Origin of the sequence: Campylobacter concisus, assembly GCF_902460895.1 — a bacterium.
Classification (GTDB): domain Bacteria; phylum Campylobacterota; class Campylobacteria; order Campylobacterales; family Campylobacteraceae; genus Campylobacter_A; species Campylobacter_A concisus_BC.
Window position 1 is genome coordinate 181,045 of sequence record NZ_CABPVL010000004.1, and the last position, 22,391, is coordinate 203,435.

At 38.9% G+C, this 22,391-nt stretch carries 28 protein-coding genes; 18 read left to right on the forward strand and 10 right to left on the reverse strand.

The annotated features are described in order from the left end of the window. The 8 genes from F3G98_RS10445 to F3G98_RS07470 form a co-directional block, all read right to left on the reverse strand. A partial coding sequence (locus F3G98_RS10445; RefSeq protein WP_188116984.1) for an alpha/beta hydrolase family protein occupies window positions 1-2,942 on the reverse strand: 2,942 nt, incomplete at its 3' end. Between the two features lie 2 nt (window positions 2,943-2,944). Next, on the reverse strand, window positions 2,945-3,550 hold the full coding sequence (locus tag F3G98_RS07440; protein ID WP_103598742.1) for a tRNA 2-selenouridine synthase: 606 nt from the start codon (window positions 3,548-3,550) through the stop codon (window positions 2,945-2,947). After that, window positions 3,547-3,702, reverse strand: a complete 156-nt coding sequence (locus F3G98_RS07445) for a diadenosine tetraphosphate hydrolase (RefSeq protein ID WP_103608212.1) — start codon at window positions 3,700-3,702, stop codon at window positions 3,547-3,549. Before F3G98_RS07445 ends, F3G98_RS07440 begins: the two co-directional genes overlap by 4 nt. A 2-nt stretch (window positions 3,703-3,704) precedes the next feature. Continuing rightward, the gene (locus F3G98_RS07450; protein WP_103642959.1) at window positions 3,705-4,331 is read right to left on the reverse strand and encodes a tRNA 2-selenouridine synthase; all 627 of its coding nucleotides are present in this window, start codon (window positions 4,329-4,331) and stop codon (window positions 3,705-3,707) included. Next, a complete protein-coding gene (locus F3G98_RS07455; protein ID WP_103607622.1) occupies window positions 4,328-4,483 on the reverse strand; it encodes a diadenosine tetraphosphate hydrolase in 156 nt (51 codons plus the stop codon). Before F3G98_RS07455 ends, F3G98_RS07450 begins: the two co-directional genes overlap by 4 nt. A gap of 2 nt (window positions 4,484-4,485) precedes the next feature. After that, on the reverse strand, window positions 4,486-5,085 hold the full coding sequence (locus F3G98_RS07460; RefSeq protein WP_149725961.1) for a tRNA 2-selenouridine synthase: 600 nt from the start codon (window positions 5,083-5,085) through the stop codon (window positions 4,486-4,488). A gap of 98 nt (window positions 5,086-5,183) precedes the next feature. Further along, window positions 5,184-5,321 carry a diadenosine tetraphosphate hydrolase gene (locus tag F3G98_RS07465; RefSeq protein WP_141083842.1) on the reverse strand — a complete coding sequence of 46 codons (138 nt, stop codon included), beginning with the start codon at window positions 5,319-5,321 and terminating at the stop codon, window positions 5,184-5,186. After that, window positions 5,321-5,926 (reverse strand): tRNA 2-selenouridine synthase, encoded by a 606-nt coding sequence (locus F3G98_RS07470; protein ID WP_087583453.1) that lies wholly within the window; start codon window positions 5,924-5,926, stop codon window positions 5,321-5,323. The genes F3G98_RS07465 and F3G98_RS07470 overlap by 1 nt, the downstream gene beginning before the upstream one ends. 316 nt (window positions 5,927-6,242) lie before the next feature. Between F3G98_RS07470 and F3G98_RS07475 the strand changes: the two genes are divergently transcribed. After that, on the forward strand, window positions 6,243-7,433 hold the full coding sequence (locus F3G98_RS07475; protein ID WP_087583452.1) for a NifS family cysteine desulfurase: 1,191 nt from the start codon (window positions 6,243-6,245) through the stop codon (window positions 7,431-7,433). Window positions 7,434-7,449: 16 nt separating this feature from the next. Continuing rightward, window positions 7,450-8,442 (forward strand): iron-sulfur cluster assembly scaffold protein NifU, encoded by a 993-nt coding sequence (locus tag F3G98_RS07480; RefSeq protein ID WP_004318029.1) that lies wholly within the window; start codon window positions 7,450-7,452, stop codon window positions 8,440-8,442. Window positions 8,443-8,535: 93 nt separating this feature from the next. Here the strand turns inward: F3G98_RS07480 and miaA are convergent, their stop codons facing one another. Both miaA and F3G98_RS07490 read right to left on the reverse strand, forming a co-directional pair. After that, window positions 8,536-9,411, reverse strand: a complete 876-nt coding sequence (gene miaA / locus F3G98_RS07485; protein WP_103608563.1) for a tRNA (adenosine(37)-N6)-dimethylallyltransferase MiaA — start codon at window positions 9,409-9,411, stop codon at window positions 8,536-8,538. Window positions 9,412-9,413: 2 nt separating this feature from the next. Further along, entirely contained in the window at window positions 9,414-10,628 is a 1,215-nt protein-coding gene (locus F3G98_RS07490; protein WP_103608562.1) for an FAD-dependent oxidoreductase, read from the reverse strand. Between the two features lie 102 nt (window positions 10,629-10,730). Here F3G98_RS07490 and mqnP point away from each other — a divergent pair, with 102 nt between their 5' ends. The 16 genes from mqnP to F3G98_RS07570 all read left to right on the forward strand — a co-directional run bounded on the left by mqnP (window position 10,731) and on the right by F3G98_RS07570 (window position 22,390). Then, window positions 10,731-11,591, forward strand: a complete 861-nt coding sequence (mqnP, locus tag F3G98_RS07495) for a menaquinone biosynthesis prenyltransferase MqnP (RefSeq protein ID WP_021089471.1) — start codon at window positions 10,731-10,733, stop codon at window positions 11,589-11,591. Further along, window positions 11,588-12,109, forward strand: a complete 522-nt coding sequence (locus F3G98_RS07500; RefSeq protein WP_103645846.1) for a hypothetical protein — start codon at window positions 11,588-11,590, stop codon at window positions 12,107-12,109. Before mqnP ends, F3G98_RS07500 begins: the two co-directional genes overlap by 4 nt. 9 nt (window positions 12,110-12,118) lie before the next feature. After that, complete coding sequence (locus tag F3G98_RS07505; RefSeq protein WP_188116985.1) at window positions 12,119-12,523, forward strand: hypothetical protein; 405 nt, start codon at window positions 12,119-12,121, stop codon at window positions 12,521-12,523. 234 nt (window positions 12,524-12,757) lie between these two features. Then, window positions 12,758-13,726, forward strand: coding sequence for a GTP 3',8-cyclase MoaA (gene moaA / locus F3G98_RS07510; protein ID WP_035142762.1), 969 nt, complete (start codon window positions 12,758-12,760; stop codon window positions 13,724-13,726). Further along, complete coding sequence (locus F3G98_RS07515) at window positions 13,726-14,481, forward strand: 7-carboxy-7-deazaguanine synthase QueE (protein WP_149725962.1); 756 nt, start codon at window positions 13,726-13,728, stop codon at window positions 14,479-14,481. The genes moaA and F3G98_RS07515 overlap by 1 nt, the downstream gene beginning before the upstream one ends. Next, complete coding sequence (locus F3G98_RS07520) at window positions 14,481-15,062, forward strand: 6-pyruvoyl trahydropterin synthase family protein (RefSeq protein WP_149725963.1); 582 nt, start codon at window positions 14,481-14,483, stop codon at window positions 15,060-15,062. The genes F3G98_RS07515 and F3G98_RS07520 overlap by 1 nt, the downstream gene beginning before the upstream one ends. Continuing rightward, window positions 15,062-15,265, forward strand: a complete 204-nt coding sequence (locus F3G98_RS07525) for a hypothetical protein (RefSeq protein WP_009295012.1) — start codon at window positions 15,062-15,064, stop codon at window positions 15,263-15,265. The genes F3G98_RS07520 and F3G98_RS07525 overlap by 1 nt, the downstream gene beginning before the upstream one ends. Next, window positions 15,262-15,663 carry a hypothetical protein gene (locus F3G98_RS07530; RefSeq protein ID WP_149725964.1) on the forward strand — a complete coding sequence of 134 codons (402 nt, stop codon included), beginning with the start codon at window positions 15,262-15,264 and terminating at the stop codon, window positions 15,661-15,663. The genes F3G98_RS07525 and F3G98_RS07530 overlap by 4 nt, the downstream gene beginning before the upstream one ends. Further along, the gene (locus tag F3G98_RS07535; RefSeq protein ID WP_149725965.1) at window positions 15,664-16,320 is read left to right on the forward strand and encodes a 16S rRNA (uracil(1498)-N(3))-methyltransferase; all 657 of its coding nucleotides are present in this window, start codon (window positions 15,664-15,666) and stop codon (window positions 16,318-16,320) included. 82 nt (window positions 16,321-16,402) lie between these two features. Continuing rightward, window positions 16,403-16,603, forward strand: coding sequence for a 50S ribosomal protein L31 (rpmE, locus tag F3G98_RS07540; protein WP_021089480.1), 201 nt, complete (start codon window positions 16,403-16,405; stop codon window positions 16,601-16,603). Window positions 16,604-16,606: 3 nt separating this feature from the next. Beyond that, window positions 16,607-17,422 carry a 16S rRNA (cytidine(1402)-2'-O)-methyltransferase gene (rsmI, locus tag F3G98_RS07545; protein ID WP_149725966.1) on the forward strand — a complete coding sequence of 272 codons (816 nt, stop codon included), beginning with the start codon at window positions 16,607-16,609 and terminating at the stop codon, window positions 17,420-17,422. A 100-nt stretch (window positions 17,423-17,522) separates the two neighbouring features. Beyond that, window positions 17,523-18,203, forward strand: a complete 681-nt coding sequence (locus tag F3G98_RS07550) for a TrmH family RNA methyltransferase (protein ID WP_149725967.1) — start codon at window positions 17,523-17,525, stop codon at window positions 18,201-18,203. Beyond that, window positions 18,196-19,137, forward strand: coding sequence for a helix-turn-helix domain-containing protein (locus F3G98_RS07555; protein ID WP_149725968.1), 942 nt, complete (start codon window positions 18,196-18,198; stop codon window positions 19,135-19,137). The genes F3G98_RS07550 and F3G98_RS07555 overlap by 8 nt, the downstream gene beginning before the upstream one ends. Next, window positions 19,131-19,913 (forward strand): hypothetical protein, encoded by a 783-nt coding sequence (locus tag F3G98_RS07560; protein ID WP_149725969.1) that lies wholly within the window; start codon window positions 19,131-19,133, stop codon window positions 19,911-19,913. Before F3G98_RS07555 ends, F3G98_RS07560 begins: the two co-directional genes overlap by 7 nt. Before the next feature lie 9 nt (window positions 19,914-19,922). Next, the gene (locus F3G98_RS07565; protein WP_149725970.1) at window positions 19,923-21,131 is read left to right on the forward strand and encodes an LL-diaminopimelate aminotransferase; all 1,209 of its coding nucleotides are present in this window, start codon (window positions 19,923-19,925) and stop codon (window positions 21,129-21,131) included. Further along, window positions 21,128-22,390, forward strand: a complete 1,263-nt coding sequence (locus F3G98_RS07570; RefSeq protein WP_103650041.1) for a homoserine dehydrogenase — start codon at window positions 21,128-21,130, stop codon at window positions 22,388-22,390. Before F3G98_RS07565 ends, F3G98_RS07570 begins: the two co-directional genes overlap by 4 nt. Window position 22,391 lies beyond the last annotated feature (1 nt).

The following is a 22,391-nucleotide window of genomic DNA, read 5'->3' on the forward strand; positions in this document are numbered from 1 at the left end:
GCTGGCACTAGATCTTGCATAACAGCATAGTGGTCATTCATGCTTTTTAGACTAAGAGCCGCTCTTGGCACGTATGCCACCTTTGTGCAAGGGTTTTTAGCTGAGCAGCCAACTATCGGTGAGTTGATAAAATCAACATCAAGTATCACGCCTTGATCATCTGACCTTATGCTTTTGCCAGCTCTACTTTTTAAGATCACATGGCCACCATGTGGGCAAACTACCACGTCATCTTCTATTATTGGATTAGCAAAGGCAGTGCCACCAGCACCTACCGCGCTACTTTTCTTTTCTAAATTTAGTCTCTCATTTGCCTTTTCAAGCGACTCTTTGGTCTCTTTGTTTGTTGGCTTTAGGTCTATATTTAGGCTTTTGTTTAGCAAAGAGTAGTTTAGTATGCTAGCCTGTGAGTTTTTATAGCTAACACTTAGTCTTCCTTTATCTTTTTCCTCGTCCCTTGGCTGATGAGAGAAGCTTAGAGCATTAGAATTTGACTCCTCCCCGTCTTCTTCTTTTTTAAAGTATAGTGGATAGTCTGATTGCTCTGTGGCGGTGTTTAGTGGCTTATCTATGATATAAACCTGCGTTTTTAGCTTTGTAAAGTCTATATCCAGATCAGAGCCAACTTGATTGATATCAAATATACTCTTATCTCTTAAAAGTATATCCACCTTGCCCTCACTGATATGCATTAGCTCGTTTGGCTCTAGCCTTATCACATTTAGGTACTCTTTTGCCACATCGTTTTTAGCGTCTTTTGCCACATTGTCTATTAGCTTAAAGTTATGCGTTAGCACTATGCCTCTTGTTATCTTCTTATCAGTATTTGTCTTGGCTATTACCACATAGTGTTTGTTATCGTCCGCATATTTAAAGCTCTCAAATTTTAGCTCATAAGCACTTCTATAAATTTCTAGCCTTGTGTTTATATACTGCTCTAGCTCTTTTTCGTTTGAGTTAGAATTTGCATGCGAGCTTGCTATCTTAAAGAAGTCAGATATATAGCTCATGCGCTCTTTAAATGCCTTCAGATCAGCCTTTTTGCTTAGCATAAAGTATCTGACCGAGTAGATAGCAAAGAAAAGATTTAGATCGCCGCTTTTTACCTTGCTAGCTATATCTTTAGCGTCTAGTGCCTTTATCTCGTCCCTATCTATCATATCTACAAATTTATCTTTCTCTTTGTAGTACAAGAGCGAGCTTACAGGGTCTTCTAAATTTGGCGCCTCTTTTTCATCTTCAAAGCCTAGAGAATTTACATATAAAGCCACAGGATATATCACGCTCTCAAGTATACTAAGCCTTTTTTTATCCTCGCTGCCTAGTTTTGGTAGATAGCCTAGAGAAATTTTATAAAAGTAGACGTTAAAGCTTAGGCTTTGTATATAGTCATTTAGGTAGTCTAGAGCGGCTGGCACATCTTTACCATTTATCTTTTCCGCATTTTTCTCATTACTTAGCAGATACTCCATCAAGTATAGGCTCTCCACGATCTGCTTCATATAGTGAGAAGCTACTAATATATTTATAAGATGTAGCTTGTCTGTATTTTTATAGTCAAATTCTGCCCCATCACCTACTCTAGTAAGTGGTTCTAGTCCATATCTAAATCCAAGGTCAGATATCACTGAAGTGCTTGGCTCATAGAGTTGGTTCCACTCTCTTTTAAGGCTATCCTCGTCACTATCATCGCTAGCATCAAATAGCCCCTCGTCATTTTTGTCATAAATTTTATGTCTGACGCTATCACAGTGGTGTATCTCTACTTCATGGCTTCCTTTGCTAGATTTGTTGATATTAGAGCTTACCTCTTTATCTCCTACTTCCTTGCAAGCCTTTTCGTTATTTTGAACTACATTTACACAATCTTTTAGTGTGCTCTTGTCGTCTTTAAAGCCAAACATATTTTTTATCTTGTTAAAGATAGAGCTAGCTATCTTTCCTACAAAGCCATTTGGATCAAGCACTCTTGCTATCCACCTTACACCTTTCATTATTGCCTTAGCTATAAAGCTTACAAATCTTAAAGATATAGTGACTAAACTAGCATATATACCACCAAAGCCAGGAGCGTTAAAAGTATATAGCTCTTTTACATCTTTAGTGTATAAAAAGGCAAAGGACTGCGCTAGGTGGCCACCTAGTGAGTGACCTGATAAGACAAGGTTAGAGACTTCGCTTTTATCATTTGGATTTAAATTTAGCTTATGCTCTCTTATAGCATCATACATATCGCTCTTTAGTATAGCCATAGAGGCTATTTGGCTTAGTCCTGCACCTAAAAAGGTTATCATGCCATCAGCCAAAACTAAGTCATTAAGCTCAGTTTCAGTTCCCCTAAAGCCTATGATATAGTTTTTAAATTTACTATCATAAAAGAGTGTCGAGCTAAAACCAGTGATAGATGTATTTTTGATGTGATGGACTAGTTCATAGCGATTGACAAAGGCTTTTGTGCGGAGGGAAATTTGGTGGAAGTTTTCTTTATTTACAAAGATATATGGTGGTTTGTCGTCAGGCGTAGCGATAAAACTTTGAACTTCGTTATCTATGGATTTTACTTTTGGCTCACTTTGCTCATTTACTTTTGGTTTGGTTATTACCATATCTTGATTAAAGCGAGCTTCTATGGTTAGGGCATAGGCTGTAGGGCTACCAGCTTCTTTAATAATATTGTCGTTCTTATCTCGAATATCTTCACTTAAGATATCACCTATTCTAATATTGTCCTTATATCTCCAAACAGGTTTTTCTATCTCTTGCTTTTTATATGAATTTACAATCTTTTCAGGGGCTTTATCTTTGCCAACCCTACTATAAAGATCATCTAAACCATTTTTTTCATTCTCGCTTACCCAGTGAAGCATTGCATAGCTTGCATCCGCAATATCAGCATAGTCTTTAAATTTGATTATTTGTTCTTTGGTTGAAATTTGACTCATTTTTATTTCACTTTTTCAAATTTATTGTTATTAAGGATAAATTTATTTCCACCCTTTGCAGTATGTATTTCGCCTTTTGATAAAGAAAAGCCTCTACCTTCATCACCAAATAAGCCATACTTTTTGACTTTGTAGTTATATGTTACTGTTAGTTCAATAGGCACTATGTTATTGTTATCATCAATATAAAAAGACCAAACATTAATATCTGGTGTAAATTTATAATAATTCTCTTGTCCTATATGGTTTATTACCTTGTCAATATATGTTTTTGATAAATTTACAGCTTTTTGGTAAGTGTTAATTGTATGGTATTGTTTGCCGTTTGAAAGAATTCGCGGAAGTTTCTCGTTAATGGGCTTTGGATCAATCGCATAGAGACCGTCACCCAAATCTCTACCTTTCATTTTTTTACTTAACTCTTTTCTCTCGGCCTCTCTTTTCTCTATCTCCTCAACAAATTTCTCATTAAACACATAAACCCCACCATATTTACTAGCTAAATTTTCTAGTTCAGAGTTGCTTATCTTGTTGCTTGCTTGATTTGCAGAGCAAGCTATTAAAAATATGCTTGTTAGTAGTAGAAGTATAATGCCTATAAATTTCATCCTATATCCTTTTTGTTTAGTTTATCATTTAGATCATCAAGTCCATTTTTCTCATTCTCGCTTACCCAGTGAAGCATTGCATAACTTGCGTCAGCTATATCTGCATAGTCTTTAAATTTTATTATTTGTTCTTTTGTTGAAATTTCACTCATTTTTATTTCACTTTTTCAAATTTATTGTTATTAAGGATAAATCTATTAAGACTGCTAACATTTCTTATGTCTTTTCTTGATAATGAAAAACCTCTACCTTCATCTCCAAATAAGCCGTATTTTGTATAGCCCTCATAAAAATTTATATCTAGTGAGATAACTTTAAGTTTTTCATCATCTATATAAAAATCACTAATCATGATAGATGAACGATTATAAGCAGCTTCACCCATAAAATTTTTTAGCTTAGCAATCACATCATCAGGTATTACTACTTTTTTGGCATATTCGCTTCTTAGATAGTATTGTTTGCCGTTTGAGAGGGTTTGTTGCATTTTAGGATTGTCATAAAATTCTAGCTTTAAAATTTCTCTCATTTTTTTATTTCTCTCATTTTTATTAGGTATCGTCTTTATTCTTTCTAAAATTTCTTTTCTCTTGTTGTCTCTTATTTGCTCTTGTTTTTCTATCTCATCATAGAATTTCTTATTAAATATATAAACCCCACCATATTTCTTGCCAAGCTCTTTTATTTCAGAGTTACTCGCGTTGTTGCTTGCTTGATTTGCAGAGCAGGCTATTAAAAATATGCTTGTTAGTAGTAGAAGTATAATGCCTATAAATTTCATCCTATATCCTTTTTGTTTGGTTTATCATTTAGATCATCAAGTCCATTTTTTTCATTCTCACTTACCCAGTGAAGCATTGCATAAGACGCATCAGCTATATCTGCGTAGTCTTTAAATTTAAGTATTTGTTCTTTGGTTGAAATTTGGCTCATTGTTATTTCTCTAAATAGAATTTATTATTATCTATGACATATCTAGTTTCAGTATCTTTTAGTCTAAAACCTCTACCCTCATCACCATATAATCCATAGTTGGTTACTTTATAGCTATAAGAAACTCCCATTGTTATAGGTACAGCTTCATCGTTATCGTTTATATAAAAATATTCAGTATTTATACTAGGCGGGTATTTATTAAAATTCTCTTGTCCTATAAATTCTTTTACTCTATTGCTATAGCCTTGAGCTATCTTAGGTTGTTTTTTAAATTTTCTAGAATAGTCGCCCTTGTCTGTATAGTATAGCTTGCCATTTGAAAGGATTTGTGGAAATTTCTCATCAACTACTTTTGTATTAACAGCATATAGTCCACCACCCAAATCTTTTCCCTTTGTATTCTTTCTTAGCTCTTTTCTTTCTGCCTCTCTTTTTTCTATTTCCTCATAGAATTTCTTATTAAATATATAAACCCCGCCATATTTTTTACCAAGCTCTTTTATTTCAGAGTTGTTTATATTATTGCTTGCTTGATTTGCAGAGCAAGCTATTAAAAATATGCTTGTTAGTAGTAGAAGTATAATACCTATAAATTTCATCCTATATCCTTTTAGAAAATTTATTTTGCTTATTTTATTGTCTTTGAAATTATAATATTATTAATTTATTATGTTTTATTTGTAGATTGTTAAATTTTTTATTGATTGAAGCTATTGTTTAGTTTATTTCTTTCATTCTCAAAAAAGTTATGTAAAAGAGCATAAGAAGCATCAGCAATGTCTATGTAGTCTTTAAAACAATTTATTAATTCTTTGCTTGATTTTTTAGTTTGCATTATTTATCCTTGCTTACTCTTTCAAATTTGCCGTTTATTAAGACAAATCTATTGCCACCACCAAGACTTTCAAAGCTGTTTTTCTTAAAACTAATACCTTTAGCTTCGTCTCCAAATAAGCCGTATTGTGTTTTTACTCTTTCATATGCAACAGTACATGAAATTTGAACAATTCTTTCGTCTTTATCTTTGTAGTATAGATTTGAAAATATCCAAGGTTTATATTTTTTTAAATTTTCATCACCTATAAATTTATAAATTTCTTCATAGCAGCTTTCTGAAATTTTACTAGATGTGCCACCCTTAAAGTATGGCTTGCCGTTAGAAAGAATTTGTGGGAGTTTTTCATTAATAGGCTTTGGATCAACAGCATAAAGACCATCACCCAAATCTCTACCTTTCATTTTTTTACTTAACTCTTTTCTTTCCGCTTCTCTCTTTTCTATCTCCTCAACAAATTTTTGATTAAACACATAAACCCCACCATATTTACTAGCTAAATTTTCTAGTTCTGAGTTGCTTATCTTATTGCTTGCTTGATTTGCAGAGCAGGCTATTAAAAATATGCTTGTTAGTAGTAGAAGTGTAATTGCAACAAATTTCATCCTATATCCTTTTAGAAATTTTATTTTGCTTATTTTATTGTCGATATATTTACGTTACGATTAATTATCTCGCGTTTAAATTTTAATCCTTAAGAAAAATAATTAATATTAAGAGTAAAATAGGCTTTTTTAGGCGGAATTTCACAAATGGCGTATCTGCCAAATATTGATAAAGAATTTCAATATTTTTTACTATCAAAATGAGCTAAATATTGAAAAAACTAAAGCATTTTTTTAAACTTGCTTTTAACTTTTTTGTTATAATATCCCATCAAAAATAAAAGGGATATTTTTTATCCGAATTAAGGTTTTAAATTTGAGAGTATATTTAGACAATAACGCCACAACGATGGTTGATCCAGAAGCTTTTGAACTTATGAAGCCGTTTTTTTGCGAAAAATACGGCAATCCAAACTCACTTCACAAATTTGGCTCAGAAACCCACCCAGCGCTAAGAACAGCGCTTGATCAGCTCTACGCCGGACTAAATGCAAAAGATAGCGATGACATCGTCGTTACCTCATGCGCAACTGAGAGCAACAACTGGGTTGTAAAAGGCATCTACTTTGACAAGATCGCAACTGGCGAGAAAAAACGCATCGTTACAACCGCGGTCGAGCATCCAGCCATTTTGGCAACTTGTAAATTTCTAGAAAAATATGGCGTGGATCTTACAGTCTTAGACGTAAATAGCGACGGCATCGTCACTCCAGATCAGTTAAGAGCCGTCATGGACGAAAATGTCGCGCTTGTCGCCATAATGAGCGCAAACAACGAAACTGGCATGATCTTTCCTATAAAAGAGCTTGCCAAAGTTGCCCACGAATACGGCGCTTTATTTCACACTGACGCCGTGCAAGCAGTCGGCAAGATAAAGATAGACGTTCAAGACTTAGACGTTGATTTTTTAAGCTTTTCAGCGCATAAATTTCACGGACCAAAGGGCGTTGGAGCGTTATTTATAAAAAATAGCATGCCACTAAGCAGCTTGCTTCACGGCGGTGAGCACATGGGCGGACGCAGAAGCGGCACACTTGATGTGCCAGGCATCGTTGGCATGGGCAAGGCGCTTGAACTAGCAAATAAATTTATGGATTACGAGCATTCACACGTTCGTCGTTTGCGTGACAAACTAGAAGACGCACTACTACAAATTCCTGACGTTAGTATAGTTGGCAAAAAAGAGCAGCGCGTGCCAAACACCATCCTAGCATCTATCAAAGGTGTCGAGGGTGAGGCGATGCTTTGGGATCTAAATAGAGCTGGCATAGCAGCTTCTACGGGCTCTGCCTGTGCGAGCGAAACGCTTGAGAGCAATCCTATAATGGAGGCGATCGGAGCTGACAAAGAGTTAGCTCACACCGCACTTAGACTATCTCTTTCAAGGTTTAACACAGAAGAAGAGATCGACTATGCGATAGAGCAGATAACAAAGGCTGTAAATAGACTAAGAGGCATCTCAAGCACATTTGCATACGCCCCAGAGTGGCATAAGAGTGGATTATAAAATTTAAAGGAAAAACATGGCAAAAAATAACTTAATCGGTGGCTCTATCTGGGATGAATACTCAAAGGTAGTGCAAGATAGGATGAATAATCCTAAATTCATGGGCGAACTAACCGAAGAGGACGCCAAAAAAGCAAACGCAAAACTTATCATCGCTGACTTTGGCGCAGAGAGCTGCGGCGATGCAGTAAGGCTCTACTGGCTCGTTGATGAGAAAACTGACAAGATAATAGATGCTAAATTTAAAAGCTTTGGCTGTGGTACGGCGATAGCTAGCTCTGATACGATGGCTGAGCTTTGCATCGGCAAAACAGTCGATGAGGCGGTCAAGATCACAAACCTCGATGTCGAAAGAGCTATGCGTGACAACCCAGACACTCCAGCTGTGCCACCTCAAAAGATGCACTGCTCGGTTATGGCATATGACGTTATCAAGGCAGCTGCTGCAAGCTACAAGGGCATAGACCCAGAGCACTTTGAAGATGAGATCATCGTTTGCGAGTGCGCTAGAGTGAGCCTTGGCACGATCAAAGAGGTGATAAGACTAAACGACCTTCACACAGTTGAGGAGATCACGCAATACACCAAAGCAGGCGCATTTTGTAAATCATGCGTTAGACCTGGCGGACACGAGAAAAAAGACTACTATTTGGTTGATATCTTACGCGATACTAGGGCTGAGATGGAGCAAGAGAGGCTAGAAGCTCAGGCAAATGCTCAAGCAAACAACACGCTTAGCGACGTTAGCTTTGAGAGCATGACGATGGTTGGCCAGCTAAAAGCGATCGAATCGATCATCGATAAAGAGATCCGCCCGATGCTTATGATGGACGGCGGAAATTTAGAGATCATAGACATCAGAAACGATAACGGCGAAAATATCGACGTTTATATTCGCTATCTTGGCGCTTGCTCAGGCTGTTCAAGCGGCTCGACTGGCACGCTTTATGCGATAGAAAATGTCTTACAAGAGAGCCTAAGCCCAAAAATCAGGGTCATGCCTATATAAATTTATCGAACGGCTTCTTTTGGAGCTGTTCGCCCCCCCCCCTGCTAAATTAAATTTACCACCTAGACAATCTGAATTTAACCAAGCTAAAATTTAGCCTTTTAAAAATTTCAAAATTTCACTTCTAGTCTGCGCCAAGTCGCCAACAAATTTCTTCTCAAACTGCGATCTATTAAATGTTCTTTGGCGCTTAGCAAGCTGGGCTGTATGCGTGGCGATGAGTGTTTCTAGCTCACTTTTTGAAATTTCACCCTCTAAAAACTGCTTGCACTCCTTTAGACCTATCGATTTTAGGGGTTTTGGCTCGCTTTTATACTTGCCAAATAAAAACTTCGCCTCATCTATCAAGCCCTCATCTAGCATATTTTTCGTTCGTTTTGCTATGCGAGCTCTAAGCTCCTCTTTGTCCCACAAAATTTCAAATATCGCAAGCTCTTTTATGACGCTCTCTTTGGTATTTTGTTTTAGCCAAACGCTTGGAATTTGGCCGCTAAATTTATAAATTTGATACCATTTTTCGAGGCGATAAGAGTCATTTTGGCTAAATTTGCCTGCAAACTCAGGGTCGTTTTGTAAAGCCAGATCGTAAATTTCCTCGTTGCTTAAATTTATCTCGCATTTTGGCACATCTGGCGCAAGACCGCTAAGCATCGCCTTTAGATAAAAGCCGCTTCCACCTGTGATGATGAGTGGGCAGCCTTGCGAGCGCGCAAATTCTTTTGCATTTTTATAAATTTCAAAAAATGCCCCAACGCTAAATTCCTCATCAGGGTAAATTTCATCCACTCCAAAGTGCCTCACAGCCTCTAGTTGCCAAGGCTTTGGCTTTGCACTAGCGATATCTATCTCTTTATAAAGTGCTAGCGAGTCAAGGCTTAAGATAACTCCACCAAATTCCTTTGCTAGCTCAAAGGCTAGATCGCTCTTGCCGCTTGCCGTGGTGCCGATTAGTGCTAGCTCGCCAAACAAGCTTAGCCCTCGTAAAGTGAGCTAAAAAGTAAAATTTCATCGCTATCTTCGTTGCTTTTGCCCTCTTTTATAAGATCAGCCAAAACGCCTGCAAAGTGCGGTGCAAAGCTTAGTTCATTTAGCCCGTACGCTTGGTTATAGAGTAAATTTTGATAGGTCTCATCACGTCCGATCGCTGGTTTGTCGTTTGAGCTAAGAAGCACGAAATTTGCCCTAAAACTAGGCTCTTTTAGCTCGCTTATGCCAAGGTGTCTTTTTAGCTCATTTAAAAATGCGTTGATCTTTTCTGTTTTTACAAGCGTATCGATCGCGCCCACTTGTAAATTTGTGATGATCGTGACGCCATTTTTGGTTGGATAAATTTTGGCAAACATATCATTTAAAATGATCGGTTTTTTAGGGATCTGACCCTCACTTAGCACAAGGTCTATCGTGTAAAATTTAGCCAAAATGGCGCTTAAATTTGTCCCAAGCTTACTTGAAAGCTCCAAATTTCTACTCGCCACGACAAAGCTATCAGCCTCATACTCGCCAGCTACGCCAACAGCCTTTTGCACGGCTTGCCCCTGCGTTTTTAGCTCGTAAATTTCATCATTTATAAACTGCACTCCAAGCTCATTTAGCTCGCTAACAAGCGCTTTTTTTAGCTCACCTGCATCGATACTCGCGTTTTTAGCTAAATTTAGCGCCCCTTTTATGTTTTTATTTATAAATCCAAAATTTGCTAGCTCACTATCCACGCTTAAAATTTCTTGCTCGCTATCAGCGACCCTTGTCTCATCAAGCCTCTTTTTAAAGCTCTCATCCTCGCTAAAGATGAGATAAACGCCGCTCTCATCAAAATTTACCTGCGGATATTTTTCGTTTAGCTCTCTTAAAATTTCAAAGCTCTTTTGTCCAAATTTTTTAAACAAAACTCTCATCTTTTTGTCGTGAGCCTTTGTTGATTTAAGCGTGAAATTTGCCATCCATGCTCTAAAGTTTTCATTTAAGCAAAGCGCTATATCTAGCTCGCTTTTTTTGCTAACCAGCCCCAAAAACGAGCTAGATATCGCTCCATCTCTTGCAAGCGCTGGGGTGTTAAATGGGGTTAAAATTCCGCTTTCAAACTCATCTTTTTGGCTACTAATAACTAAAATTTCCTCGCCCTTTTTAGCTAGCTCAAGCGCCGTAAATAACGCACTAAAACCATCTCCAATAATCGCTATTTTACTCATCATAACCCTTCATTTTAAATTACTCTCGCAATGATAATATAAATTTAGATTTAAAGCAAAATGGTGTAAAATCAGACACTTTTTAAAAATATGGAAATTTATATGATCAAAAAGCTAAAAGATATCGCAGAACTCATCGTTTTTAAGCACTCGGTTTTTGCCCTGCCATTTATCTTTGTGGCGATGATAGTTGCGAGCAAGATAGAAAATGGCTCAGCTTGGTTTGGCTTTAAACTGCTTATTTTAGGCACTCTTTGCGCAGTCAGCGCTAGAAATTTTGCCATGGCGTTTAACAGATACCAAGACGAGGACATCGACAAGCTAAACCCACGAACTGCAAGCCGTCCAAGCGTAGATGGACGCATCGGCAAGGGCAATATGCAGCTTTTCATCACAGCAAACGCGCTTATATTTATCATCTGCGCTTATTTTGTAAATTCGCTCGCATTTTGGCTAAGCTTCCCCATCCTTGCCGTGCTTGGCGGATACTCGCTATTTAAGCGATTTAGCGAGCTAGCGCACTTAGTACTTGGACTTAGTCTTGGACTTGCTCCTATCGCTGGCGTGGTCGCAGTAAGCGCTGATATACCGCTTTGGAGCGTGCTACTTTGCCTTGGTGTGACATTTTGGGTGGCTGGATTTGACCTGCTCTACTCGCTTCAAGATATTAAATTTGACCAAGAAAACAAGCTCTTTAGCATACCAGCCATTTATGGCGACAAGGCGACACTATTTTTATCGGCCATTTTTCACGCTCTAGCCTTTATACTCTGGCTACTTTTTGCTTGGGCGGCTGGACTTGGAGCGATGGCATTTTTTGGCATTGTGGTAAGTGGCATGATATTATTTTTCGAGCACAGGATCGTAAGGCGCGACTTTAGCAAGATAGATCGGGCGTTTTTTACGCTAAATGGCTACTTGGGAATTTTATTTTTCATCTTTGTTTGGATAAGCGTATTATGAGCGAAGTAAGGCTTTTTAAAGCGCCTCTTAGCATGGTTTATGAGCGTGATAGCTCGGGGGACGAGAAATTTTTAAGAGAATTTAACTCTATCTTGCCAGGCGACGAAGATGCGCTTGGAGCGTGGCTAAAGCGAGCCAAATCACGCGGCGAGACCAAAGAGAGCGACCAAGTCTTGTTAACGCTTGTCATCGAGCTTCATAGAAAGATCGATGCGCTAAGTGATTATATAAAAAACGAGCACAAGCAATACTTGCCGCTAAAAGAGAGTGCAGATATCGATGAGATCGGCTTTACGCATATAAAAATAAGCGAAGATAAATTTAAAAAGGATGAAATTTACTACGCAAGGATTGCGATGCCTATCTTTCCAAAGAGAAATTTGAGCCTTTATCTAAGGGCGCAGGATGAGAGGCTAGCAAAGATAGAGAACATGCACGAAGAGGATGAGGCCGACTGGAACGCTTATGTGACGGCTAGAGAGCGTGTGATGATAAGAGAGCTTAGAGCGAATTCGTAAAGGAAAAATATGGAAATTTACATTTTTTTAGGTTTTGGTATCGTTTTAGCGATAATAATAGCTTTGATATTTATAAAAGATAGCGAGACAAATAAGAAATTTGCAAGGTATGAGCGTGCCATAGAGAGCGCTATGCAAGAAAACTATAATCTCAAAAAGCAGCTAGTCGCACTGGCAAGCTTTAAGCCTGATGATGACGAGCAGCTAAAAGACGTAAAAGATGAGCTAAAAGAGCAGATAAATGAGCAGATAAATGAAAAAATCGTGCCGATAATCCGCGCTATAAAGAGCATCGAGCGAGTGATAGATGACTTTGCAAACGAGCAAAAAGATAGGATGTTTAACCTTGAGGAGCGAACAAGAGATATCATAAAATCGCCCCAAGCGTCATCAACGAAGAAGAGCAGATATTAAAGATGTTTAAAGATGGCAAAAGTGCAGCCATGATCGCTAAAGACCTTCACGTGGGTATGGGGCGAGTTGAATTTGTGCTTAAATTTCATAAATTAGCCTAAATTTGGGCTAATTTTAAAAGACAAAACTACTCTTAAACTACAAAAATTAGCTTAAATTTTTATTTAAATTTAAATCTTTTAACATATAATTGAAAATTAAAAAAGCTCTAACCAAGCTTAAAAAAGGTGCTTTATGCTAATAGATAAATATGGTCGGGTTGTTGATTATTTGAGAATTTCTGTGACGCAGCGTTGCAATTTTAGATGTAGATATTGCATGCCTACGACGCCATTTAGTTGGACACCAAAAGAGAATTTACTGACATTTGAAGAGCTATTTTTATTTGTAAAAGTAGCTATCGATGAGGGTGTGAAAAAGATCAGGATCACAGGCGGCGAACCACTCGTGCGCAAGGATTTGGACGTCTTTATAAAGATGATAAGCGACTATAAGCCAGACATCGATCTAGCGCTTACAACAAATGGCTTTATGCTGCCACACTTTGCCAAAAGGCTAAAAGACGCTGGTCTAAAGCGCATAAATATGTCGCTTGATACGCTAAATGAGCAAAAGGCTAAATTTATCGCTCAAAAGAGCGTCTTGCACGAGGTTTTAGCTGGCTTTGAGGCGGCACTTGACGCTGGGCTAAAGGTCAAGATAAACACCGTCGCTCTAAAAGGCTTTAATGACGATGAGCTAGTAAATTTGCTTGAGTTTGCTAAATTTAGAAACTCTCAAATCAGATTTATCGAATATATGGAAAATTCGCACGCCAAAGAGGATCTAAAAGGGCTAAAAAGCGATGAAATTCTAAATATCATCTCGCAAAAATATAACGTCACAAAAGATGAAAAATTGCCAAACGCACCTGCGTCTATTTACAGACTTGATGACGGCTATAAATTTGGCATCATTGACCCTCACAAACACGACTTTTGCGAGAGTTGCAACCGCATCAGACTAAGTGCTGAGGGGCTTTTGATACCTTGCCTTTATTTTGAAGATGCACTAAGTATCAAAAAAGCAGTTGCAAATGGCGACATCGTCGCAGCAAGCGAGATCTTAAGGCAAGTGCTAGCTAATAAGCCAAAAGAGAACAAATGGGCTCTAGGAGCTGAAAATGAAACATCTTCAAGGGCTTTTTACCAAACTGGTGGTTGATGAGCAAAGAGCTAGAATTAGTTGAGGCATTTTTAAGCATCCAAGGCGAGGGCGCTTATCAGGGCAGGCTCGCTGTGTTTTTACGCTTTTTGGGCTGCAACCTAAACTGCTCTGGCTTTGGCGTAAAGACAAGGTCTTTAAAAACAGGTGAAGAGCTTTTGGGATGCGATAGCATAAGAGCCGTTTTTAAGGGACATTTTCACCACAAAAGATATAGCGCAGATGAAATTTTAAGCCTAGTTGATGGGCTTTGTAAAGGCTTAGAGCAAAAGCCGATCATCGTTTTAACAGGCGGCGAGCCACTCATCTGGCATCAAAATGAAAATTTCATAAATTTGGTAAGAAATTTGCTTATAAAATACGAGGTGCATTTTGAGACAAATGGCACGATCTTGGTTGATTTTGATAAATTTGAAATTTATAAAAACTGCCATTTTGCACTTGGCGTAAAGCTAGCAAATAGCGGAGTTAGCGAGCAAAAACGCATAAATTTAGATGCCATTTTAGCTATCAAAAATAATGCTAAAAGCAGCTTTTTAAAATTTGTCCTCTCGCGCTTTGACAAAAGCGAGCTGGAGGAAATTTTATATATAAAAGATAGAGCAAATTTGCCAGTTTGGTGCATGGCGATGGGCGCAAATGAGGACGAACTAGGCAAAAATGCTCTAAAAACAGCGGAATTTGCCATAAAGCATGGATTTAACTACTCAGAGCGTATCCACATCAGGCTTTGGGGCGACAAAGAGGGTGTTTGATGATTATTAGAAAACTTTTTAGATTTGAAAATGCGCATATCGTGAGATTTTGTAGCTCAAAGCGCTGCAGGACGAGCATCCACGGACACAGCTACGTGGCAGAAATTTTACTTAGCTCAAATTTTCTTGATAACGCTGGCATGGTCTATGACTTTGGGCTGATGAAGCAAAACATAAAGACGATCATCGATAGCTTTGACCACGCTACGACCATATATTCAGGCGATAGTGACGAATACAAAAACGACCTTAAAAAGCACTCTGCAAGGTGGATCGAGATCCCGCTAAATCCCAGTGCAGAGCAGTTTTGCCGTATATTTTTTGTAATGATCGAAAGGCTGCTTGAGCTTAGCGTGATGAGTAATGGCGAGCGCGAGGTGAAGCTTCATAGTGTCATCGTCCATGAGACCGACACTGGCTATGCGCAGTGCTTTAAAGAGGACGCGACAAATCCACAAATGGGCGAGATAAGGCTTAGCGATATCAAATTTTCAGAGGCTGTTATGGACGAATGGGAAGATAAAAATTTGCTTGAAAAGATGATAAATAAGATAAAAATAGAAAATCCAAAGGACGTTTAATGAAAAAATTTATAACCTCTTTTTTGCTTATAGCTGGCGTATTTTTGGGATGTGGAGATAAAGAAGAGGCCAAAAGTGACGTTAGTGAGCCAGTCCCTAGTGATGTTACGATAGCCCAGCCTGATGCAAATGTAACTATCGACGAGCAGCTGCCACCTGAGCCAGTCGTCGAAGAAAACGAGCCTCCTAAAGAGAAGAAATGAACGAACACTTAGGCTCGCTTTATGCTTATACTTTGCCATTTCACGTGACATTTTTTTATGCGCTACTTGCTTTAGCGGTGCTTTATCTAGCGCTTACTCAGTTTGGAGTGAGGAGTAAAAACTACGTGCTTCGTATAAGGTATTTTTTGCCTATTTATCATATGCTGCTTAGCTTTTTGGTGCTAACTGGGCTTATTTTGTGGGCATATTATAGCTATGAGCCAAAATTTAACGCCATAAAAATGCTTCTTGTTTTGATAGCCCTGATCGCACTTAGCGCAGTTGGATATAAAAGGCTAAAAAGATACGCCATTGCCGGCGAGCTAGAGAAATTTAAAAAATTTGCCCTTATTAAAGGCATTTGCGACATTATTTTGATCATCATAGCAGGGATTTAGATGAAATTTTTATATGATAAAAACGCTGGCGAAGAGCGCTTAAAGATAGTAAATGATGCGTTTTTACACCTAAAGGCTAGAAGGGTTGAAGCAGGAGAGCGCATAAGTGTTAGAAATTTGTGCGACGGCAAAGAGTATATCTATGAGATCGATGAGATAGAGCGCAGAAGTGCGAATTTAAGCCTTGTCTTTGCCAGCCTAAACTGCGAGCATAAATTTGACTTTACCATCGCTTGGGCGGTCGTTGATCCAAAGACGATCGAAAAGGCACTGCCATTTTTAAATGAGCTTGGCGTCGGTAAGATCGCCTTTGTCTATACTAAATTTTCTCAAGCAAATTTCAAGATCGACCTTGAAAAGCTAAACTACATAAACGCACTTTCATGCGAGCAGTGCGGGCGAACGTCGCTAATGGAGTTTGAAATTTATAAAAATTTAGACGAGCTAATGAACGTTTATAAAAATGTCTCGGCTATAAATTTTGGCGGCAAAAATTTAAATGAAAAAAGAGATGATGAAATTTTAATAATCGGTCCAGAGGGCGGATTTAGCGATGATGAGACGGATAAATTTAAAAACATCTACGGCCTAAATACAAAAAATATCCTAAGATCACAGACCGCAGTCATATCTGTGGCGGTAAAATTTCTTGCTTGATTTATTTGATTTTTAGATTTCTTTTTATATAATCAGCAACTTTTAAGGTATACAAATAGCCCAAAATAATAAAGGAAAGATGATGAAAAAAGAGATCCATCCAGAATATGTAGAGTGCACCGTAACTTGCGCGTGTGGCAACACTTTTAAGACAAAGTCAAACAAAAGCGAAATCAGAATCGACATCTGCGACAAGTGCCACCCATTTTTCACAGGCAGCGAAAAGATAGTTGATAGCGCTGGCCGTGTTGAGAAATTTAAGAAAAAATACGCTCAAAAATAAGCCTTGCTCTACTTTGTTCCTACTCCAATAGGAAATTTAGAAGATATCTCGCTTCGCGCGATCAAAATTTTGCGTGAATGCGAGATAGCTATCTGCGAAGATACAAGAGTTTGCAAAAGCCTTGTAAATCTACTAAACGAACGCTTTGACGCAAACATAAATATCTCAAATTTTATCCCGCTTCACACCCACAACGAAGATGAATTTTTTGCAAATTTAAGTGAAGAAATTTTAAGTAAAAACGTAGCTTATATGAGCGACGCTGGCATGCCAGGCATAAGTGACCCAGGCGTTAGCCTAGTAAGATACGCTCAAAAAAATGATATCAAATACGAAATTTTAAGCGGAGCAAACGCTGCACTTTTAAGCGTGGTTGCAAGCGGACTTTGCGATAAAGAGTTTGTTTTCTTAGGATTTTTACCAAATACCGGCAGAGAAAGAGCACTAGCCATACAAAATGCTCTAAATTTAGCCTATCCAGCCGTCATCTACGAAAGCCCAAAACGCGTATTAAGCTTAGTGCAAAGCATCGCAAATTTAGAGCCAGAGAGAGAAATTTTTGCCATAAAAGAGGCTACTAAAAAATTTGAGACCAAATTTAAAGGCACAGCCAAAAATTTAGCCCAAATTTTAGAAAAAGCAAATTTAAACGGCGAGTGGGCGGTAGTCATCTCAAAAAGTGCTAACATAGCCACTCAAAATATCACAAAAGATGAGATCCTCTCGCTTGATATAGCCCCAAAAGCAAAGGCAAAACTGCTTAGCAAAATAACTGGCAAGGACGTCAAAAAGATCTACGACGAGCTCATAAAAGCATAAATTTAAAAGCTCAAATTCTCTCAAAAAGTTTCAAAAATTCACTCAAATTTAGAAGCAAAATAAGTTAAATTTTACTTGACTTTAGCTACCATAAGCAACCATGATAATATACGGAAAACAGCTATTTTTACATATTTTGAACAAGCGCCCGCAGATCCTAGAAGAGATCTATCTCTCAAAAGAGTGTGATAAAAAACTCTTCTCAAAAATTTGTGGCACAGGCAAGAAGATCATCCGCGTGGATAATCAAAAAGCTCAGTCGATGGCGCATGGCGGCAACCATCAAGGCTTCTTAGCAAGCGTTAGTGAGTTTGTGTTTTCAGACTTTAGCGAGCTAAAAAAGCTAAATTTCATCGCCGTGCTTTATGGCATAAGCGACGTTGGAAACATCGGTGCTATCGCTAGAAGTGCCTATGCTCTAGGTTGCGAAGGGCTGGTTATTGTTACAAAAAGTGTAAATATGCAAGGCGTTTTAAGGTCAAGTAGCGGTGCTGCTTACGAGATACCAATAGCGATCTTTGAAGACGGGCTTAGCCTGCTAAACGAGCTAAAACAGTGTGGTTTTAGGCTCTACGCGACGGCAAGCAACGGCAAAAATATAAAAGAGATGAAATTTGCTGGCAAAAGGGCTTTGGTGATGGGCTCAGAGGGCGAAGGCATACCGCAAAAAGCTCTAGCAAAGTGCGATGAGTGCGTCGGTATCAAGCTAAAAGACGGCTGGGACTCCCTAAATGTAAGTGCAGCTTTTGCGATAATTTGTGATAGGATGATAGATGAATGAATTAGAAAATTTAAAAGAGATAGGCATAAAGGAAATTTCGCGTAAGACGCACATTGAACCCACATTTTTACAATACATTTTTGACAAAAATTTTGAAAAATTATCACGCTTAAACATCAGAGGCTACGCCAAAATTTTACAGCGTGAGTATGGCGTCGATCTTAGCGAACTTCTAGCCGAATACGACGCATTTATGCAAGAAAATATGCCTGATGAGAGCAAAAAAACAAAAGTTAGCCCAAAAATTTCATCATACACACCCGAAGATGTCTCGATCCAAAGGCAAAGTAGCGGTGGCGGGGCTGGCTTTTTCTTCTGGATCATCATTTTAGCTATCATCGCTGGCGGTGCTTACTACTTTGACGCTTACAAATACGTCCAAAATTTCATCGCAAGCTTAAATGAAGACAACACAAGCGTGAGCTACTCGCAATCAAGTATCGTAAATGAAGTGAAGAAAAATATAATCGACACAAACGTAACGATCTCTCAAAACACTCCAAAGATCGATGCAAACGCTTCAAGCGTGAAAATTTCAGCTCCAGCTGAGCAAAACGTGACTATAAGTCCTGCTAGCGTTGATCAAAATGCCCTAAAACCTAGCATGGCAGCCCAGCCAGCTCCAAAAGTAGAGCAAAACGTGACAAAGCCACTAAATGAGGCGGTCATCACACCAAAACAACGCGTTTGGATAGGCATCATCAACCTTGAAAATGGTCAAAAAACATCAAGCGATACAAGCAAAAGTGTCAATATAAATTTAGACCAAAGACAGCTAGTCGTTTGCGGAAATGGCAACATCGAGCTTAAGATCGGCGATAAAGTGACAAAGTATAACCCAAGCCGTCCAGCTAGATTTTTAGTAGAAAATGGCGATATGAAATTTTTAACTTATGACGAGTTTGTCGAGATGAATAAGGGCAAATCTTGGTAAAAAAACTAGTCATATTTCTTCTTTTTAGCGTTTTTTCATACGCTTTTGATCTAAATAGCAGTGCAAATGCACTAAGCAGCGGAAAAGATCTGCAAATTTCTTTAGAAAATTTAGACACTAACGGCTCGCTAAACGTTGGCGAGCTAGTCTCAAGACTAAAGCAAAGCTCAAACTACGATGCTCTCTCTTTTAGCTCAAATAGCTTAAATTTAAAATTTATAAGCACGCAAAAAGCCCCCTCAGCACTATTTGTCAAATCGATAAATTTAGCTCTTGAAGATGCAAATATAAGCGTAGCAAGAGTAAATTCTCTAAAAAATGGCAATGAAATTTCTTATGGGATTTTAGCTCTAAAAAGTGGTGGCATAGATCCAAATTTGCTAAATTTCACGCTTAGTAAAAGCGGCTTTAAGATCATGGGATTTGATAGAGTTGATGGAAATTTAGCGCTTTATTTGGATGCTAAAAATATGAGCCTAAATGCCTCAAAAGTAAATTTTAACGAAGAGACCCCGCTTGTAAAAAGTGGAGGTGTCTATATCGTAGATATAGCAGGCGCAAGTAGCCTAAATATCATCTCAAACGAGCCAAACAAATGGGTGCCGCTTGTTAGAATTTATGATAAAAACTTAAACCAAATCGATCTAAAAAAAGAAAACGAGATAAAAACTAACTACACCATAAATTTAGCTAACGACGCAAAATATGCGTTAATTAGCGACAATAACGACATAACTAATATTAAAAACGAGATAATTATCAAGCTTATAAAATAGGAGCAAACAGTGTTTGATGAGATAAGATTTAATACAATTGAGCGTTTGCCAAACTACGTTTTTGCCGAAGTAAATGCTATAAAAATGGCAGCACGCAGAGCTGGCGAGGACATCATCGACTTTTCTATGGGCAACCCAGAGGGCAGAACACCGCAACACATCGTCGATAAACTATGCGAAAGCGCGCAAAAAGACAAGACTCACGGCTACTCAGCCAGCGCTGGAATTTACAAGCTCCGCCTTGCCATTTGCAACTGGTATAAGCGCAAATACGGCGTAAATTTAGACCCAGAAACCGAAGCAGTCGCCACTATGGGCAGCAAAGAGGGCTTTGTACATCTTGCTCAAGCCGTTATAAACCCAGGCGACGTGGCTATCGTGCCTGATCCTGCATATCCGATACACACGCAAGCGTTTTTGTTTGCTGGCGGAAGTGTCGCAAAGATGCCACTTCACTACAACGATAAATTTGAGCTAGATGAGAATAAATTTTTTGAAAATTTGATCCAGACGATACACGCAAGCTCGCCAAAGCCAAAATACGTAGTGGTAAATTTCCCACACAATCCAACGACCGTGACCGTACAAAAGAGCTTTTACGAGCGCCTTGTAAGCGTTGCAAAGCAAGAGAGATTTTACATCATCTCAGATATCGCCTACGCAGATCTTACATTTGATGGCTACAAAACGCCAAGCATTTTTGAGGTCGATGGGGCAAAAGACGTTGCAGTCGAGTGCTACACTCTTTCAAAAAGCTATAACATGGCAGGCTGGAGAGTTGGCTTTATGTGCGGAAACAAGAGACTTTGCGCCGCACTTAAAAAGATAAAATCATGGGTTGATTACGGCATGTTTACACCGATACAAGTATCAGCCACAGTAGCGCTTGACGGCGACCAAAGCTGCGTTGAAGAGATACGCCAAATTTATGAAAAAAGAAGAGATGTGATGATAGAGGCCTTTGCTCAGGCTGGTTGGGAGCTTAAAAAGCCAAATGCCAGCATGTTTATCTGGGCAAAACTTCCACCAAAGGTTAGCCACTTAGGCAGCCTTGAGTTTTCAAAGCAGCTTCTTACAAAGGCATCAGTCGCCGTTAGCCCGGGCATTGGTTTTGGCGAGGGAGGAAACGACTATGTGCGCTTAGCTCTTATCGAAAACGAAAATAGGATAAGGCAAGCAGCAAGAAATATAAAAAAATATTTGAAAGAATTTGAATGAATGTAGCGATATTAGGTGTTGGAACCGTTGGTGAGTCGGTTGCAAAAATTTTACTAAAAAACAAAAAGCTAATCGCAGCAAGATGTGGCGAAGAGATAGTGCCAGTCATCGGTGTGGTTAGAAATTTAAATAAAAAAAGAGACGCTGACATCCCTTTGACTGACGATATAAATAGCGTCATAAACCGCGATGATATCGACGTTTTTGTCGAGCTTATGGGCGGCGTTGAAGAGCCTTTTAGAGTGGTGAGTGAAATTTTAAAGCGCAAAAAAGCGGTCGTCACTGCAAACAAGGCGCTTCTTGCCTATCACAGATATGCTTTACAAAATTTAGCCAAAAACACGCCATTTGGCTTTGAAGCAAGCGTGGCTGGTGGCATACCGATCATCAGAGCCTTAAGAGAGGGGCTTAGCGCCAACCACATCTTAAGCATAAATGGCATACTAAACGGCACCAGCAACTACATCCTAACATCGATGATGAATGAGGGCTCAAATTTCAAAGACGCACTTAAAAAGGCACAAGAGCTTGGATATGCTGAGGCTGATCCTACCTTTGATGTGGGCGGCTTTGATACGGCTCACAAGCTTCTCATCCTTGCTAGCATCGCTTATGGCGTGCACGGCGATCCAGAGGATATTTTGATAGAGGGGATACAAGGCATCACGCCAGAGGATATATTTTTCGCAAAAGATTTTGAATACTCAATAAAACTTCTAGCCATCGCCAAAAAAAGCGAGGGTAAGGTCGAACTACGCGTGCATCCAGCGCTTGTGCCACAAAATAAAATGATAGCAAAGGCAAGCGGCGTAACAAATGCGATAAGCGTCGTTGGCGAGGTCGTTGGCGAGACTATGTACTATGGGCCTGGAGCTGGCGGCGATGCGACAGCAAGTGCGGTAATTAGCGATCTCATCGACATCGCAAGAGATAGCAAGTCGCCGATGCTTGGATACAAGGCGCCATTTGAGCTAAATACCTTAGAGCTGCTTGATCGCGACAGGATAAAGACGAAGTATTACTTTAGACTAAAAGTCGAAGACAAAATGGGCGTGCTAGCAAAGATAACAAATTTAATGAGCGAAAACAATCTCTCGATCGATAGCTTGCTGCAAAAGCCAAAAGATGAGAGCGAGTATGCTGTGCTATTTTTCACGACACACACGAGCTTAGAGGCTGATGCAAAGCGAACGATAGAGCTTTTAAAAGAGCAAGAGTATATAAAAGAAGAGCCATTTATGATGAGGATCGAGGAGTAGC

Coding starts and splice junctions, on each gene's coding strand:
- F3G98_RS07440 (WP_103598742.1), bottom strand. CDS start 3,550: ATGAAATTTATAGGCATTATACTTCTACTACTAACAAGCATATTTTTA.
- F3G98_RS07445 (WP_103608212.1), bottom strand. CDS start 3,702: ATGAGTGAAATTTCAACAAAAGAACAAATAATAAAATTTAAAGACTAT.
- F3G98_RS07450 (WP_103642959.1), bottom strand. CDS start 4,331: ATGAAATTTATAGGCATTATACTTCTACTACTAACAAGCATATTTTTA.
- F3G98_RS07455 (WP_103607622.1), bottom strand. CDS start 4,483: ATGAGCCAAATTTCAACCAAAGAACAAATACTTAAATTTAAAGACTAC.
- F3G98_RS07460 (WP_149725961.1), bottom strand. CDS start 5,085: ATGAAATTTATAGGTATTATACTTCTACTACTAACAAGCATATTTTTA.
- F3G98_RS07465 (WP_141083842.1), bottom strand. CDS start 5,321: ATGCAAACTAAAAAATCAAGCAAAGAATTAATAAATTGTTTTAAAGAC.
- F3G98_RS07470 (WP_087583453.1), bottom strand. CDS start 5,926: ATGAAATTTGTTGCAATTACACTTCTACTACTAACAAGCATATTTTTA.
- F3G98_RS07480 (WP_004318029.1), top strand. CDS start 7,450: ATGGCAAAAAATAACTTAATCGGTGGCTCTATCTGGGATGAATACTCA.
- F3G98_RS07490 (WP_103608562.1), bottom strand. CDS start 10,628: ATGAGTAAAATAGCGATTATTGGAGATGGTTTTAGTGCGTTATTTACG.
- mqnP (WP_021089471.1), top strand. CDS start 10,731: ATGATCAAAAAGCTAAAAGATATCGCAGAACTCATCGTTTTTAAGCAC.
- F3G98_RS07500 (WP_103645846.1), top strand. CDS start 11,588: ATGAGCGAAGTAAGGCTTTTTAAAGCGCCTCTTAGCATGGTTTATGAG.
- F3G98_RS07505 (WP_188116985.1), top strand. CDS start 12,119: ATGGAAATTTACATTTTTTTAGGTTTTGGTATCGTTTTAGCGATAATA.
- moaA (WP_035142762.1), top strand. CDS start 12,758: ATGCTAATAGATAAATATGGTCGGGTTGTTGATTATTTGAGAATTTCT.
- F3G98_RS07515 (WP_149725962.1), top strand. CDS start 13,726: ATGAGCAAAGAGCTAGAATTAGTTGAGGCATTTTTAAGCATCCAAGGC.
- F3G98_RS07520 (WP_149725963.1), top strand. CDS start 14,481: ATGATTATTAGAAAACTTTTTAGATTTGAAAATGCGCATATCGTGAGA.
- F3G98_RS07525 (WP_009295012.1), top strand. CDS start 15,062: ATGAAAAAATTTATAACCTCTTTTTTGCTTATAGCTGGCGTATTTTTG.
- F3G98_RS07530 (WP_149725964.1), top strand. CDS start 15,262: ATGAACGAACACTTAGGCTCGCTTTATGCTTATACTTTGCCATTTCAC.
- F3G98_RS07535 (WP_149725965.1), top strand. CDS start 15,664: ATGAAATTTTTATATGATAAAAACGCTGGCGAAGAGCGCTTAAAGATA.
- rpmE (WP_021089480.1), top strand. CDS start 16,403: ATGAAAAAAGAGATCCATCCAGAATATGTAGAGTGCACCGTAACTTGC.
- F3G98_RS07550 (WP_149725967.1), top strand. CDS start 17,523: ATGATAATATACGGAAAACAGCTATTTTTACATATTTTGAACAAGCGC.
- F3G98_RS07555 (WP_149725968.1), top strand. CDS start 18,196: ATGAATGAATTAGAAAATTTAAAAGAGATAGGCATAAAGGAAATTTCG.
- F3G98_RS07570 (WP_103650041.1), top strand. CDS start 21,128: ATGAATGTAGCGATATTAGGTGTTGGAACCGTTGGTGAGTCGGTTGCA.